10 protein-coding genes are annotated in these 15,267 nt (G+C 63.6%); 2 read left to right on the top strand and 8 right to left on the bottom strand.

Going from position 1 to position 15,267, the window contains the following annotated elements:
• Nucleotides 1-4 precede the first annotated feature (4 nt).
• Entirely contained in the window at nt 5-1,039 is a 1,035-nt protein-coding gene (gene cobA / locus ACSSVG_RS02660) for a uroporphyrinogen-III C-methyltransferase (RefSeq protein WP_231338673.1), read from the bottom strand.
• Nucleotides 1,040-1,048: 9 nt separating this feature from the next.
• Entirely contained in the window at nt 1,049-3,679 is a 2,631-nt protein-coding gene (nirB, locus tag ACSSVG_RS02655) for a nitrite reductase large subunit NirB (protein ID WP_492417131.1), read from the bottom strand.
• Between the two features lie 281 nt (nt 3,680-3,960).
• Here nirB and nirD point away from each other — a divergent pair, with 281 nt between their 5' ends.
• Nucleotides 3,961-4,323, top strand: a complete 363-nt coding sequence (gene nirD / locus ACSSVG_RS02650; protein ID WP_231338671.1) for a nitrite reductase small subunit NirD — start codon at nt 3,961-3,963, stop codon at nt 4,321-4,323.
• Between the two features lie 5 nt (nt 4,324-4,328).
• Here the strand turns inward: nirD and ACSSVG_RS02645 are convergent, their stop codons facing one another.
• The 4 genes from ACSSVG_RS02645 to ACSSVG_RS02630 form a co-directional block, all read right to left on the bottom strand.
• Complete coding sequence (locus tag ACSSVG_RS02645) at nt 4,329-6,074, bottom strand: phospho-sugar mutase (RefSeq protein WP_492417129.1); 1,746 nt, start codon at nt 6,072-6,074, stop codon at nt 4,329-4,331.
• Nucleotides 6,075-6,176: 102 nt separating this feature from the next.
• Nucleotides 6,177-7,793, bottom strand: a complete 1,617-nt coding sequence (locus ACSSVG_RS02640) for a glycoside hydrolase family 32 protein (protein ID WP_492417127.1) — start codon at nt 7,791-7,793, stop codon at nt 6,177-6,179.
• A 92-nt stretch (nt 7,794-7,885) separates the two neighbouring features.
• Complete coding sequence (locus ACSSVG_RS02635; protein WP_492417125.1) at nt 7,886-9,484, bottom strand: glycoside hydrolase family 68 protein; 1,599 nt, start codon at nt 9,482-9,484, stop codon at nt 7,886-7,888.
• A gap of 472 nt (nt 9,485-9,956) precedes the next feature.
• Complete coding sequence (locus ACSSVG_RS02630) at nt 9,957-10,757, bottom strand: purine-nucleoside phosphorylase (RefSeq protein WP_492417123.1); 801 nt, start codon at nt 10,755-10,757, stop codon at nt 9,957-9,959.
• A 122-nt stretch (nt 10,758-10,879) separates the two neighbouring features.
• On the opposite strand from ACSSVG_RS02630, the gene ACSSVG_RS02625 reads away from it, so the two are divergent.
• The gene (locus ACSSVG_RS02625) at nt 10,880-12,289 is read left to right on the top strand and encodes an NAD(P)H-quinone dehydrogenase (RefSeq protein WP_231339257.1); all 1,410 of its coding nucleotides are present in this window, start codon (nt 10,880-10,882) and stop codon (nt 12,287-12,289) included.
• A 104-nt stretch (nt 12,290-12,393) separates the two neighbouring features.
• Here ACSSVG_RS02625 and ACSSVG_RS02620 read toward each other — a convergent pair whose 3' ends face one another.
• Both ACSSVG_RS02620 and ACSSVG_RS02615 read right to left on the bottom strand, forming a co-directional pair.
• Nucleotides 12,394-13,725 carry an MFS transporter gene (locus ACSSVG_RS02620; RefSeq protein ID WP_253467370.1) on the bottom strand — a complete coding sequence of 444 codons (1,332 nt, stop codon included), beginning with the start codon at nt 13,723-13,725 and terminating at the stop codon, nt 12,394-12,396.
• Nucleotides 13,726-13,754: 29 nt separating this feature from the next.
• A complete protein-coding gene (locus tag ACSSVG_RS02615; protein ID WP_231339265.1) occupies nt 13,755-15,170 on the bottom strand; it encodes a M20 family metallopeptidase in 1,416 nt (471 codons plus the stop codon).
• Between the last annotated feature and the right edge of the window lie 97 nt (nt 15,171-15,267).

Here is a 15,267-nt window from a genome sequence, read left to right as displayed (position 1 = left end):
ACCTTCAGGCTTCAAGGAGCGAAGCCGCGAGGCGGCTCAGTTCAGCGGATGCTTCAGCATGATTGCGGTTGGCTTCAGCCACCCGGACCACCTCGCCGATGACCAGAACGGCCGGGTTGCTGCAGCCGGTGGCTGCAGTTTCGATCGTACCCAGATCAGCGATGGTGGTGCGCTGTCCCGGACGGTAGCCACGTTCAACGACGGCCATGGGCATGTCCGAATTCATCCCGGCCCGACGCAGGCCTGCCGCCAGCTGGGGAAGGGTGCCGATACCCATGAGGACCACGATCGTGCCGCCAAGGCCGGCAAGGTGGGTGTGCTCCTTCTCGGTCAACGGGGCGTGGCCGGACACCACGGTGAACATGTGGCTCACTTCGCGGTGTGTCACCGGGATCCCTGCCGCTGCAGGAACGGAGATGGCACTGGTGACACCGGAAATCACCCGTACCGGGACGCCGGCCGCAACACAGGCGGCCACTTCCTCGCCTCCGCGGCCGAACACGTATGGATCGCCGCCCTTGAGTCGGACCACGTTCTTGCCCAGCAGGGCAGCTTCCACCATGAGCTTCTCGATGTCACGCTGAGTCACCTTGTGGAGGCCAGGCTGCTTTCCGACATCCACCAGCTCGGCAGAGGTCAGGTCGGCCAGTTCCTGGTAGGGAGCCAGCCGGTCATAGAACACGACGTCGGCATCCCGCAAGGCGTCAACGGCACCAACCGTCAGCAGGTCCAGGGCCCCCGGGCCTCCGCCTACCAGGGTGACGTGGCCCTCAGCGCCCGGGGCGGGCTCGAACGCAACCGGGATTCCGGCGTCGCGGCAGCGTTCCACCAGCGGCAGCCAGCCGGCCCCGCCGTCGTCCACTACTGCCACCAGGAACGGGCGCTCGGGGAGCTGGCCGTCGCCGGGCACACCCTCCGGGGTGCTCAGCCGGTACACATGGGCACCGGCGCTCTGGTAGCGGCGGATTGCTTGGCGGGCGGACTTGTCCGATCCCGTGACGAGGACGTCACGGCCGGTGAGATCGATGGTGAGCTGCATGGGAGACCCCTAGTTTTCTGCGCCGACGGTTTCGCTGCGGACCGGGATGGTGGAGGCAATGAGCACACCGCCCTTTTCTTCGTTCGTGGCCGGACGGATCTGGCCCCGCTCAGGAACGAAGGAGATGGATTCGTCCTTCTGGTTGGGAGCGTTGACGAAGGAACGGAAACGGCGGAGGCGCTCCGGGTCCTTCAACGTCTCAGCCCACTCGTCCTCGTAGGTGTCGATGTGCTTGGCCATGGCTGCCTCAAGCTCTTCGGCGATGCCCAGGGAGTCGTTGACCACTACCTCCTCGACGTGCTTGATGCCGCCGTCAAGCTCCTCCTGCCAGCGAGCGGTGCGCTGCAGGCGGTCGGCGGTGCGGATGTAGTACATGAGGTAGCGGTCGATGTACTTCAGAAGGGTTTCGTCGTCCAGATCCTTGGCGAGCAGCTGGGCGTGGGCCGGGGTGGCGCCACCGTTACCGCCGACATACAGGTTCCAACCGTCCGCCGTAGCGATCACGCCAACATCCTTGCCGCGGGCTTCGGCACATTCGCGGGCGCAACCGGAGACACCCATCTTCAGCTTGTGCGGGCTGCGGAGGCCCCGGTAGCGGAGCTCCAGTGCGATGGCCATCGCCACGGAATCCTGGACACCGAAGCGGCACCACGTGGATCCAACGCAGGACTTCACCGTGCGCAGGCTCTTGCCGTACGCCTGTCCGGACTCGAAACCGGCATCCACCAGTTCCTTCCAGATGTCCGGGAGCTGCTCAAGGCGGGCACCGAACATATCGATGCGTTGTCCGCCCGTGATCTTGGTGTAGAGGTTGTACTTCCCGGCAACGGCCGCGATGACGCCCAGGCCCTTGGGCGTGATCTCGCCACCTGCGATGCGGGGGACCACCGAGTAGGTGCCGTCTTTCTGCATGTTCGCCAAAGCGCGGTCGTTGGTGTCCTGCAGCGAGCCACGTCCGGCATCCAGGACATAGGCGGAGTGCTGGCTGGCCAGGATGGAGGCAATGGTCGGCTTGCAGATATCGCAGCCCGCACCGGTGCCGTACTTGGCCATGATCTCTTCGAAGGACGTCAGTTCCAGCACGCGGATGGCGTCGAAGAGTTCCTGGCGGGAGAGGCTGATGTGCTCGCAGAGTGCCTTGGAGACCTCGATGCCGGACTTCTTCAGCTCGCCTTCGAGGAGCTTCTTGAGCATGGGGACGCACGATCCACACTGGGTACCGGCCCTCGTGCAGCCCTTGAGTTCGCCGAGTTCCTGCACAGGAGCGTCGCCTTCGCAGGCGCCGCAACCGTTGATGGTGTCGCGGATGGTTCCGGCGGCCACGTTGTTGCAGGAGCACAGGATGGCGTCATCGGGGAGCTCGGTCTCCGGGGCCTCGCCACCGCCGGCAGCGCTCAGATAGGCACCGGGTTCGGCGGAGAGCTCGCGGCCCAGGAGCGGGCGGAGGCTCATGTAGGGGGAAGCATCGCCGACGAAAATGCCGCCCAAGAGGGTCTTGGCATCATCGGTGGTGACGATCTTCTGGTAAACGCCGCGGGCGGGGTCGGCGTAAACGATTTCGAGGGAGTGCTCGGTCCGGGCGAAGGCGTCACCGAAGCTGGCAACATCAACGCCGGACAACTTGAGTTTGGTGGCAGTGTCAAAGCCCGGGAAGGTCGCTTCGCCACCGTGCAGGCGGTCGGCAACGATCTCGGCCATGGTGTTGGCGGGAGCCACGAGGCCCAAGCACATGCCCTCGAAGTTGGCCACCTCACCGATGGCCCAGATCCCGTCCACTTCGGTAGCGCAGAAATCGTTGATGACCACACCGCCGCGCTGGCCCAAGCTGAAGAGCTGCTCTTCGCCTTCTGCCGCGCGGAAAAGGTCGTCGCGGGGTTTGACGCCGATAGCCACGATGACAAGGTCGGCGTCGATGGTGCGGCCGTCGGCCATGAGGACTCCGGTGACGTTGCCGTCGTCGTCCGTAACAACCTCCGAAGGGAAGACGCCACCGTGGACCTCGAAGCCCTTGGCTTCAATCAGCCGACCGAGCGCCTGGCCTGCGCCTTCGTCCAACTGGGTGTTCATGAGCCAAGGCGACCCGTTGATGACCACCGGAGTGGCACCGAGCTGCTCGGTACCGGCCGCGGACTCAAGCCCCAGCAGGCCGCCGCCGATGGTGACTGCGTTGACCTTGCGTCCCAGCTTCGCGCTGAGCTCGGCGATGGCCTTGTTAATGGCCCAGACGTCTTCGAGCGTGCGGTAAACGTGGGTGTGCTCGGCGCCGGGAATGGGAAGCCGGGCTGCATCCGAACCCGAGGCAACCACCAGGTGGTCGTATTCGTACTTGTTGCCGGCGGCCGTGAGCACACTCTTGGCAACCGTGTCGATCTTGACGGCGCGCTCGCCGGTCTTGAGGGTCAGGGCCTCGTGGTCCCACATCGATGCCTCGCCCAGGGTGAGGTCCACGTCGGTTTCGGTGAGGGCCTTGCTCAGCGCCACTCGGTCATAAGGGAGGTGGGCCTCTTCGGTCAGCACCGTAACCTGCCAACCTTCAAGTCCCCGGTTGACCATGGCATCGGCGAAACGGTGGGCAGCGGGACCGCCGCCGACGACGACGATGCGGCGCGGGTTCTCTGTACTTGAAGTGTGTCCGGTCACTGGTGGGCCTTTCGCAGATGTTGCAGACGGATCTCCGCAACTTGTGGTTCCAGCCTAGGGACGGGCAGTTTCGCTTCAGTTTCCCTTATGTTTCGTGATCTTAACTTCTGCATCACAAACGCATTTCCGGGGGCGTGAGGTCTCTTTTACGCGTTGGACACAAACGCGCACCCCTGTTGAAACACCCCCGCCCTAGCGTGGAGGAGTGGCCGCAAGCGTGGCCCGGTCCGGGGGAGTGACGGTGGAAATGCCAGCACCCGGACACAGTGAGAGGGGCTGAAATGACCGTAATTCTGGACCGTGCCGAGGACCTGACCACCACCGCCACGTGGCAGCGTGTTTGCCCGGTGGCAGAACTGGAAGTGGCCTGGGGCGAAGCGGCACTGATCGCCGGACGCCAGGTTGCTCTGTTCCGCACCGCGCCCACCGAGGTCTTCGCTGTGGCACAGCAGGATCCTGCAACGCTGGCCAACGTCATGGCCCGCGGCATCATCGGATCCCGAGGCAGCAGGCCGACCATCGCGTCGCCACTGCACAAGGAGGTCTACGACCTCGAAACCGGGGAGTGCTTCACCAACCCGGAACTTAAGCTCGCCGTCTTCGCCACCCGTTTGGTGGACGGTTTCATCGAAGTTGAAGTCTAGGACTCCTACAAACCCAAAGCTTCGCGGACATCCCTGAGGACATCGTCCAGGGAGGTCCGTGCTGCTTGGCGTGCCTCGGGCAGTTCGGCCGCGGACTCAACGGCCTGGATGACTTCCAGGTAGCACTTGAGCTTGGGCTCCGTGCCACTGGGACGGATAATCACGCGGGTGAGGTCCCTGGTCACATACAGCAGACCGTCCGTGGGCGGCAGGGCCTCGCTTCCTTCTGCCAAGTCGGTGAAGACCTCGACGGCGGAGCCTCCGAATGCTTCGGGCGGGTTGACCCGCAGGCGGTTCATCATGGCGTCGAGCAACCCGAGGTCTGCCACCCGGATGCTCAACTGGTCGCTGGCGTGCAGCCCGTGCACCAGGTACAGGTCATCAAGGGTGTCGAAGATGGTCCTGCCCTCAGCTTTGGCGGCGGCGGCCAATTCGGCGATCAGGACTGCTGCGGAAATGCCGTCCTTGTCGCGCACCAGTTCGGGCGCCACACAGTAACCCAGTGCTTCCTCGTACCCGTAGGTGAGGCCGGGAACCCGGGAAATCCATTTGAATCCCGTGAGCGTTTCCTCGTGCGCATACCCGGCTGCTGCCGCGATCCGTGAGAGAAGGCGTGAGGACACGATCGAGTTGGCGAAGACGCCGCCCCGGGTCTCTTCGCCCGCACCGGCGGCCATGCGCGCTACGACATGTGCGCCCAGTAACGCACCCACTTCGTCCCCGCGCAACATCCGCCAAGCACCGGTGGCGGGATCCAAGGCTGCGACTGCGGCGCGGTCGGCGTCGGGATCATTGGCCAGAACGATGTCCGCATCCGAGTCCGCGGCAGCCGCGAGAGCCAGGTCAAGCGCGCCGGGTTCTTCCGGGTTGGGGAAGGCAACAGTGGGGAAGTCAGGGTCCGGTGCCGCCTGTTCAGCCACCAGGGTGACGTCCGTGAAACCTGCGGCATTAAGGACTGAGACGGCCGTTTCGCCACCCACACCGTGCATGGGAGTCAGGACGATCTTGAGGTCCCGGGCGGGAAAGTGTTCCCGATCTGCCAGGCCGGCCATGGCAGTTTCATACTCTGCGGTGATGGCGTTGGGCAGCACGGTCCAGCCGGCCGCGGCCAGCTGAATCGAGTCCAGCGCACCCACAGCTTCGATCTTCGCCGCGATTTTTGCATCGTAGGGGGCCACGATCTGGGAACCGCGCCCGCTCTCCGGCACAGCGTGCCGCCCCAGGTAGACCTTGTAGCCGTTGTCCTGCGGCGGGTTGTGGCTGGCTGTGACCATCACGCCGCCGTCGCACCCCAGTGACCTGACCGCGTAGGCGAGCAACGGCGTCGGGAGCGCCGCCGGCATGAGGAACGTCTCGATTCCTGCTGCGGTGAAGATTGCCGCGGTTTCCTCGGCAAAGATGTCCGAGTTGTAGCGGGCATCAAAGCCGACGACGGCGCGTGGCCGGGTTCCCGGCGCAGCTGCAGCGACTGCTTCGGTGAGGAAAGCCGCCAAACCTGCCGCGGCTCGACGGACAACGACGCGGTTCATGCGGTTGGGACCGGGGCCCAGTGCTGCGCGGAGGCCGGCAGTGCCGAACTGCAGGGTGCCGTTGAAGCTGTCGCCCAGCTCCTGGGCTGCTCCCGCATCACCGCCACTGGCGAGTTCGGCGAGCTCCACGAGAGCGGCCGACGTCGCCGGATCCGGGTCTTGGGATGCCCATTCGCGGGCGTCGGTGAGCAGCTGTTCAAATGCGGCATCGCTGGATGTCATAGGGACAAAACTATCCTCAATGAGCCGCGAAGGGGCAACGAGGGGCAAGATCCCTTCCCTCAAGAGGGGTCTTAATGGGTGGGATCCCGCTCATCGGCGGCACTAAAGTGAGCGCGTTCGCACGGTGAAGTCCGTGTCGCCATCCAGGCTGAACCCTGAAGAACCCGTGTCGTCCCAGTCCGGGAAGAACGTGTCCGAAACAACCGCAGCTCCGTCTCCGGCGAAGACTTCCACAGAGGACGAATCCAAGAGGATGGTCAGATGGACCTTGTTCCCGGAGGATGGCAGGGCCACTTCGTGAAATGGGCTGAACTTTTCAGAGAAGTTGCCCGTTCCGGCCTTGGACCGGTCCACCCTGAGAGTGTGGTTCTCCTTGTTGTAGGAGATACGCAGGCCCGCATTGGCATCGGGCGATTGGCGGAGGATCAGTCCGGCTTCGCGGGCAGAGGTCAGTTCCATCTCGAGTTCGATCAGTTGGGCGCGGCCCGTGAAGTCCTCGCCGAGTGCCTGCGGTGAGGAGCCGATGGTGAGGTTTTTGCCTTTGACTTCACTGCCGGCGCGTTCAAGTGCCGTTCTTGCTGCGGAGGCGATGACGGACCGCAGTTCGAAACGGCGCTCTCCGCGAACCAAGGTGAGCTCGCGCGGAATCGCCATGGAACCTCGCCACGGAGTGGTGGGAACATGCTGGGCGTAGTCCCAGTTGCCCATCCAGCCAAGCAGCACGGGTTTGTCACCGGGCGCGCCGGAGATGGAGTTGGCCGCGTAATAGTCGGCGCCATGGTCCAGCCACTGGGATTCGTTGAGTGGGGCATCCGGTGCGGCCGCGTTTTCGGCTGTGAAGCGGGTCCCGTCGAATTCACCGACGAAGTACTGCATGCCCGAGCCGCCAGCTATACCGCCGGGGTTGATGCTGAGCAGCATCACCCACTTCTTCGCGGTGGAACCTTCTACCTTCATCTGGAGAAGTTCGGGCACCTCCCAGAGCCCTCCTTGGGCTCCGACTCCCGAGAAATCACTCAAGTAATCCCACTGGAGCAGATCGGTGGACTTGAACATTTTGACGACTTGGGCGTCGGCCACCACGGTGGTCATCACCCAGTAACCGCCCGGCTCATACCACGTGATTTTGGGATCGCGGAAGTTGTTGTTCGTGGGCGCGAGGTTCAGCACAGGGTTGCCCCGGTACTTCTGCCAAGTGGTCCCGTTATCCAGGCTGAAGGCGAGCGACTGTGCCTGCGCGCCCTGGGGGAGTGCACCGTTCTTCCCGTAAGCGCTGGTGTAGAGGGCCACCATCGGCGGATTCCCTGCCGATCCCAGTCCGGAAGCGTTGTTCGTGTCCATGACGATGCAGCCGGAGAAGATCTCTTCCTCGGGGCTGGCTTCCATGGCCACGGGACGCTGTTCCCAGTGCACGAGGTCTGTGCTGGTGGAGTGGCCCCAGGACATGTTGCCCCACGAGTTTCCGCGCGGGTTGTACTGGTAAAACGCGTGGTAGGTCCCGTCGTGGAAGACGAGGCCATTGGGGTCGTTGAGCCAGTTCTTTTCAGCCGTCAGGTGGGCAACGGGCCGCCAAGGATCCGAAGCGGTAGGTGCCGGACCCGTCGAGGTGGGGGACGGCGTCGGACTGGCCGTGCAGGAAGCGGCAGAAAAGGCGACCACGACGGCGGCACTTGCGGCCAGTAAATGGCGGCGGGACAGGTGGGGGTTGGGATAAGTCATGGGGAAAATCCTGAAGGGGTTGGGGTGGCAGGGGTGCTGGCCCTTCTGGAGCCAACACCCCTGCCGCGGCCTCACGGCCAGGGTTTTATGGCCTACTTGTAGTGGCCTTCGCCGCCGACGCGGACGTTGGTGGGCAGGTAGCCGAACGGGCCGAGGCCGTTCTGGCCGAAGCTGCGATCAACCTGCGTCACTCCGCCCTTGAAGTTCATCTTCACGGTGGGTGAGAGTGAACCGCCGCGGACACCGTCCACGTTGTCGATGAACGACTGCACCAGGCCTCCGGGCTGCACGTAGTGCGAGTAGGCCTGGAACTGGCGGCCATTCTGTCGGGGGTCCGGGCCTTCCGGGGCGTTGGCCGGCATGTTCAGGTCCGTGGGGGAACCCAGGGCCAGGCCGCTGTTGTTGACCGGCTGGTAGTCCGAACGGACGCCGTTGCCAACAAAGCCGTACACGCCGTCGGGACCGCGCATGCCGTCCGCGTAGGTGAACTGGTGGCTGATGGTGAACAGGTAGTACTTGTTCTTCCCGTTCTCGTTCTGGATGAAGATCTGGGGACGCTCAGTCTGGTCGTTGACGCAGTTTGCAGACAGGATCGGCGGAAGGAAGCTCCACTTGGTCAGGTCCTTGTTGTCTGCGACTGCCAGGCCCACGTTTGCTGTTTGGTACCAAGCGCCGGTGCTGTTGACCTGGGCCACGGTTTCGGCGTTGGGATCGCCGGGCTGGTAGCCCAGGTCTTCCTGCTTGCACTTGTAGGAGCCCCGGGTGCCACCGGTGTTGCCTTCGAAGACCATGAAGGTCTTGCCCGGGTGTGCGGGGTCCGCGAACGTGTACGGATCACGGAAAGCGAAGCCCGGGTTCTGGGCCTTGTTCTGGTACAGCTTTCCGTCCGGTTCCAGCAGTTTGGTGTGCTGGAAGCCATCAAAGCTCACGCCGTTCTTGTCGGCATGGATGGTGCCCAGGGCCTTGGCGATGGCCGCGTCGGGGGCGATTCCACCCCCACCGGCGTTGCGTTCGGCGATGTCATAGAACGTGGTGGCCGTGTAGAACACGTTGATCTTGTTGCCCTGCATGAGGCGGGTGGAACCGGACCATTCCGTGTTTCCGATGGACGTGTTGTCCAGGAACAGGTGTCCGCCGTAGTTCCATTTGTCCTTGGCAGGATCGGCGTTGGTCTTCCGGAAGAAGTAGCCGATCCGGGCGTTCCAGTGGCGCTGGTCGAAGCCGTAGCCTGCATGCCGGTCAGCCACCAGGGAGAAGATGACGTCATAGCCCTTGTAGCTGATCTGGTTCGCGTTCTCGTCGGTCAGGGACCAGGTGTCCCATACCCAGACGTCGTCGTTCATGGCCGGGAAGTCCTTGGGGATTTCCGGCATGGTGACGTTGGGGCTCATGGAGTTCTGGCCCGGTGCAACGTTGGGGTTGCTCTGGGCCATGATCTGTTTGGCGTCGGCGCGCGTCCACTTGGACGTGAAGTCTGCTGCCGGGTCGTAGGCCTGCTGCGTATGGGTGGTTGGCAGCGGGAAGCCGGGCGTAGGTGCCGGCATGGTGCTCGACGGCGGGTCGGCCGGCAGGTTGGCCTGCGCAGCGGGCGTGACCAGCAGGATGCTGCCTGCCACGCTGGCTGCAGCGGCGACGGCTACTGCCTGTCGCAGACGGCGGCGTGGCCGTAGAGGGGTTGAGTGCGTGTTCATGCTTGCTCTTCTCGCGGAGTGTTGGACTTCGTGGAGTGGGGCGCATGCCCTGTCCCCTGATGAGGGGTTCTTTTACTCAGGCGTCCGTCGATCCGCTGGAAGCGTCTTCGAAGGACGCCATCGTTTCGAGGTGGCGACGAGTCCATGCGGGGCCCTCGTCGCGGTGTGTTCCGGCACGTCGACTTACCGGAGCACTCTCCACGCTAGACACGTGTTAGGTCGCAAATCAAAGGGCATTTCATCTGCCCGGGAGGCTACCCGCCGGTAGATGCGCAAGCGCTTACATTGCCAACGTGCGCGCGTGACATTTCCGGCCAGGCAGGTCAAATGTTGCGCAACAAATCAGATTTATTCTGGGAATCTGCTGTGCATTTACTTCCCGCCCCCGATTGTTAGCGCACACGCCGACGCGCACCCTTAAACAGGAATGCGTGGCCACCTGCCAGTGACCACGCATTCTTTGGGGTTCGTCTTAGAGCTTGGCGATGATCTCAGCCAGGAGCTTGGAGATCCGCTTGCCCGCGGCCTGCCCGGCTTCCAGGACCTCCGCGTGGCTCAGGGGGACCGGGCTGATACCTGCGGCGAGGTTGGTCACCAGCGAAATGCCGAAAACTTCCATTCCCGCATGGCGGCCGGCGATCGCTTCAAGCGCGGTGGACATGCCCACCATGTCGGCGCCGATGCGCTTGGCGTACTGCACCTCGGCCGGCGTTTCGTAGTGCGGGCCCGTGAACTGGGCGTAGACGCCCTCCTGCAGGGAGGAATCGACTTCGCGGGCAAGATCGCGGATGCGTGAGGAATAGAGGTCGGTGAGGTCAACAAACGTAGCGCCCTCAAGCGGTGAAGTTGCGGTGAGGTTGATGTGGTCGCTGATGAGCACGGGAGTGCCCGGGGTCCACGCCTCGTTGAGACCGCCGCAGCCGTTGGTAAGGACCAGGGTCTTGCATCCGGCGGCTGCTGCGGTGCGGACGCCGTGGACCACTGAACGTACACCGCGGCCCTCGTAGTAGTGCGTCCTGGCGCCGAGGACCAGGGCCCGCTTGCCCTCTTTGGTGAGGACGGAGCGGATGGTGCCCACATGGCCCACGACTGCTGGTTTGTGGAAGCCCGGGACCTCCGAGGCGTTGAGTGTGGCGGTGGTTTCACCAATAAGGTCCGCGGCCTCCGCCCAGCCGGATCCGAGCACCAGTGCTACATCGTGGGACTCGACGCCGGTCTCCGCGGCAATGAAGTCAGCGGCGGCCTGTGCGGCTTCGAAAGGGTCTGTGTTCATCAGCTCAGTGTTACTCACTGGTACAAGCTACCTTGCGGCCACGGGACTTTGGTAGGGACCCGGGTGCTGGTGAGGGTGGACTGAGTGGCAGCCGGCGTGGCAATGAGCGAGAATTGAGGATTGTGACCACCCAAGTTGACTTCAGTGCCCCCCGTATCGCGATCCTGGGAGGTGGTCCCGGCGGATATGAAGCTGCCATGGTGGCCGCCTCACTCGGCGCCCACGTCACCATCGTTGAGCGGGCAGGCCTCGGCGGCTCAGCCGTGCTGACCGACGTCGTGCCTTCCAAGACCCTCATTGCCACCGCCGACCTCATGACCCGCGTCGGTGAGGCGGACGAGCTGGGAGTGAAGTTCGACGGCGACGGCACCGCGTCCAAGCCCCGTGCAGACCTTAAGCACATCAATGATCGTGTCCTGAACCTGGCCCATGGACAGTCCGAGGATATCCGTGCCGGCCTTGAGCGACTGGGCGTGGAGATCGTGATCGGTTCCGGCAAGCTGCTGGACAACAACACCATCGAGGTCCTGACCCTCGAAGGAACCCGCACCATCGATGCCGACGCCATCCTGCTGGCTGTCGGCGCCCACCCGCGCGAACTCCCCACGGCCAAGCCCGACGGCGAACGCATCCTCAACTGGGCCCAGATCTACAACCTGGACGAGCTCCCCGAAGAGCTGATCGTGGTGGGATCCGGTGTTACCGGCGCGGAGTTCGCGTCCGCCTACAACGGCCTGGGATCCAAGGTCACCCTGATTTCCAGCCGCGACCAGGTCCTTCCCGGCGAGGACACGGACGCTGCCAAGCTGCTGGAGGGCGTCTTCGAGCGTCGGGGCGTCCGCGTTTTGTCGAAGTCACGCGCGAACGCCGTCGAGCGGACGGACGACGGCGTGAAGGTCACCTTGGGTGACGGATCGGTCGTGACAGGCTCGCACTGCCTGGTGTGTGTTGGATCCATACCGAACACGGCCGGAATCGGTCTTGAAGAAGCCGGTGTGACCCTCACGGAGTCCGGCCACATCAAGGTGGATGGCGTTTCCCGCACCACCGCCCCCAACATTTACGCTGCCGGCGACTGCACAGGCGTTTTCGCCCTGGCTTCTGTAGCCGCCATGCAGGGCCGCATCGCCATCGCGCACTTCATGGGCGACGGCGTGAAGCCGCTCAAGCTCAACCAGGTGGCGTCCAACATCTTCACCTCCCCGGAAATCGCCTCCGTAGGCGTTTCCGAGGCCGATCTCGCCTCCGGCAAGTACCAGGGCGACGTGGTGATGCTGTCCCTGCTCAGCAATGCCCGCGCCAAGATGCGCAACACCAAGGACGGCTTCGTCAAGATCATCGCCCGCAAGGGATCAGGCACCGTGATTGGTGGCGTGGTGGTTGGCCCGAACGCTTCCGAGCTCATCTTCCCGATCTCCGTGGCCGTGACCCAGAAGCTCCACGTGGACGACGTCGCCAGCGCCTTCACGGTGTACCCGTCGCTCACGGGATCCATTTCTGAGGCCGCACGGCGCTTGCACGTGCACATGTAGGTTCAAACGCCGACGCCCGTTTCGACGGTTCGCTGCGCACCATGCCGTTCGCACGGCACCCTGCGCAGCGAGCCATCGAGGCGGGCGTTTCTGCGTCCAGCGACTTAGCGGATGCCCCGGTACTTGAGGCCGGCTCCCAACGCCGCCAGGCTCAGGCAAGCCAGGATGGCCAAGTAGTAGGCAGGGGCGACATCCTGTCCTGTGATCTCGATGAGGTACGCGGCGATCATGGGAGTGAAGCCACCGAAGGCCGCCACGGAAGCGTTGTAGCTGAAGGACAGTCCGGTTGCCCGGGAACGTGCATCAAAGGCGTCCGACATCACCGAGGGCAATGCTCCGAAGTAGGCGGCCTTCAGGCAACCGAGAATGGTCATTGTGGTGGCCAGAACCAGGAAGGACCTCCCGGCAGTCAGCCAGAGGAACAGCGGGATCACCATCAGTGCGGTCAGAATGACCGTGGGGATCATGATCCTCAGTCGCCCGAACTTGTCCGAGAGGTGCCCCACCACGGGTGTCCCGAAGGTGAGGATGACGCCCGTGATCACCAGGCAGCTGAACGAAGCTGACGGGTCGAGTCCCAACTGCTTGATCCCGTACGTAGGCATGTACTGGAGGATGAAGTTCACTGCCGTGGAAATGGCCAAGGCGCCTGCAGCAATGAAGATGCCGAGCTTTTGGGTCTTGAAAACATCCAGGATGGGGGATCCCGAGGCTCCGGCGTCGTCGTCGCTGCGGACGATCGGCGCTTCATCCACATGCTTCCGGATGAAGTAGCCCGCCGGGCCCACCAACAGCCCGAAAATGAAGGGGATGCGCCAGCCCCACTCGGTCATGTCCGATGCGGAAAGCACGGAGGTGAGGACGGCGACGAAGATGGCTGCCATCAGCGATCCCAAGCCTTGGCTGGCGAACTGGAAGCTTCCCAGGAAGCCCTTGCGCTTGGAGTCTTGGGCGATGAGGAACGACGTCGCGGCACCAAACTCACCACCAGCCGAGAAGCCTTGGACCAGGCGGGCAAGGATGATGCCGATCGGGGCGAGCATGCCAATCTGGTCGTAGCCAGGCATGAAGGCGATCATCGCCGTGCCGATCACCATCAGGCGGATGGTCAGCATGAGGCCCTTTTTCAAACCCTTCCTGTCTGCGTAGGAGCCAAGGATGAGGCCGCCCAGGGGACGGATCAGGTAGGAGGCGCCAAAGACGGCAAAGGCTTGGATTAGCTCCACTGCCGGGTTTTCGGCCGGGAAGAAATTGCGGCCGATGTAGATGGCAAGCAGGGCATAGATGCCCATGTCGAACCACTCCAGGGCATTACCGACCGTCGCGGCGGCAATTCCTCGCGTGGTCGATTTCCTGGACTGCGGGCGTACAACGTCGTCGTTGATGCCAACAGGTGCCGGCTGCTGCGCAGGACCGGCGTTGGGCGTTGTTGTCATGGTGTTCCCTCGATGATACGTAGTGGGATTCAGGCGTGGGCTGCTGTGCGGCGTTGCTCCAGGACAGGAACCTGGGCTTGGCCTAGATCGTGGAAGAGCCCGCACGCGATCTGCAGGCCTTCGCGGGCGATGGACTCGAGCATGTGTTCGTTGGGCGCGTGCTGCAGGCAACCGGGGTAGGAGTGCGGGACCCAGAGTGTCGGCAGCCCCAGGATGTCTTCGAAAACGTGGTTGGGGAGGGAGCCGCCAATGTTGGGCAGGATCGCCGGTGCCGTGCCCGTGGTCTCCGTGATGGACTGGCTGGCCCAGGCAACCCAAGGATTGTCCGGGTCCAACCTGCTGGCAGGAAAGACCGTGGTGACCCGGGCCTTGACCATGTCAAAGCCCTTGGCGTCCAGATGGTCCTGAAGTCGGCGCTCCAACCCGTTGGTGTCTGTTCCGGTGACGTATCGAAGTTGCAGGATTGCTTGCGCGGTTCCGGGAATGGCGTTGACGGGGTTTTCCAGGTCAGCAGCGCCCAGGGCCAGGACTTCCAGCGTGTTCCAGCCGTAGACCCGCTCAGCAGGGCTGAGGCTCTCATCGCCCCAGCCCTCATCAACGGCAGGGTCTTCGGGCCCCGGCAAGATTTCGACGCCGGCAAGGGCTCGCCGGACGGAGCCCGGTAGCGCTACAGGCAGCAGGCCGGGTATCTGAACCCGGCCATGTCCGTCCACCAGTGTGCCGATGGCGGCTGCCAGGGTGGTGGCCGGATTCCGAAGGAGCCCGCCCCAGTTGCCCGAGTGGTAGGAGCTGGGCCGCAGCTTGGCCGTGAGCTCAAAGCTTGCGCCGCCCCGGGCGCCAAGGAAGATCGTCGGAGTATGGGCGTTGAGGCGGGGACCATCGGATGCGATGAAGACATCAGCGGAGAGCTCATCCTGGTGCGAGGCCGCGAACTCGGCCAGGTTGGGCGAGCCAATCTCTTCGCCGCATTCGAACAGGAATTTGAGATTGAAGCCAAGCTTTCCCTGGTGGGCAAGCAGAAGCCGGAGGGCTGCCAGGTTTACCAAGTGCTGGCCCTTGTTGTCGGCGGTGCCCCGGCCGTACCAGTGACCTTCTTGAACGGAAACTTCCCACGGATTACGGCCTCCTGCCCACCGTCCCTCGTGGCCGTCCACCACATCGGCGTGTCCGTAGCAGAGGACCGTGGGGAGCTCAGGGCTTTCCATGCGGGTGCCGAGCAGGAACGAGTTGTCGCTGCCGTCCCACCGGTCCCACCGATCCACGGCGCACCCCATGTCCTCCAACAACTGGGTGAGGATGTCGTCCAGATATGCATTCAGTGCATCTCTTCCCTCAGGCTTGCCGCTCTCTGTCGGGTAGGAGACCGCTGTGCGCAGTTCACTGAGAAACGTTCCAGAGTCGATGTGATCATTAGCTGCAGCAAGGATTTCGGTGCGTAGAGTCATGGGCTTTGTTCCTCGAATCGTGGTGGCTAACTCCGACTCTAGATGTGGCCTGACTCACTAACCAGTATCCTTTTCTCAATAAGCTTTGACTTGAATG

This window comes from Paenarthrobacter sp. E2MeOHC11, assembly GCF_058744955.1.
Note: the sequence above shows the minus strand (reverse complement) of the source record. Positions and strands in the feature narration are given on the sequence as shown.

Coding starts and splice junctions, on each gene's coding strand:
- ACSSVG_RS02615 (WP_231339265.1), bottom strand. CDS start 15,170: ATGACTCTACGCACCGAAATCCTTGCTGCAGCTAATGATCACATCGAC.
- ACSSVG_RS02645 (WP_492417129.1), bottom strand. CDS start 6,074: ATGACATCCAGCGATGCCGCATTTGAACAGCTGCTCACCGACGCCCGC.
- ACSSVG_RS02620 (WP_253467370.1), bottom strand. CDS start 13,725: ATGACAACAACGCCCAACGCCGGTCCTGCGCAGCAGCCGGCACCTGTT.
- ACSSVG_RS02635 (WP_492417125.1), bottom strand. CDS start 9,484: ATGAACACGCACTCAACCCCTCTACGGCCACGCCGCCGTCTGCGACAG.
- ACSSVG_RS02630 (WP_492417123.1), bottom strand. CDS start 10,757: ATGAACACAGACCCTTTCGAAGCCGCACAGGCCGCCGCTGACTTCATT.
- cobA (WP_231338673.1), bottom strand. CDS start 1,039: ATGCAGCTCACCATCGATCTCACCGGCCGTGACGTCCTCGTCACGGGA.
- ACSSVG_RS02640 (WP_492417127.1), bottom strand. CDS start 7,793: ATGACTTATCCCAACCCCCACCTGTCCCGCCGCCATTTACTGGCCGCA.
- nirD (WP_231338671.1), top strand. CDS start 3,961: ATGACCGTAATTCTGGACCGTGCCGAGGACCTGACCACCACCGCCACG.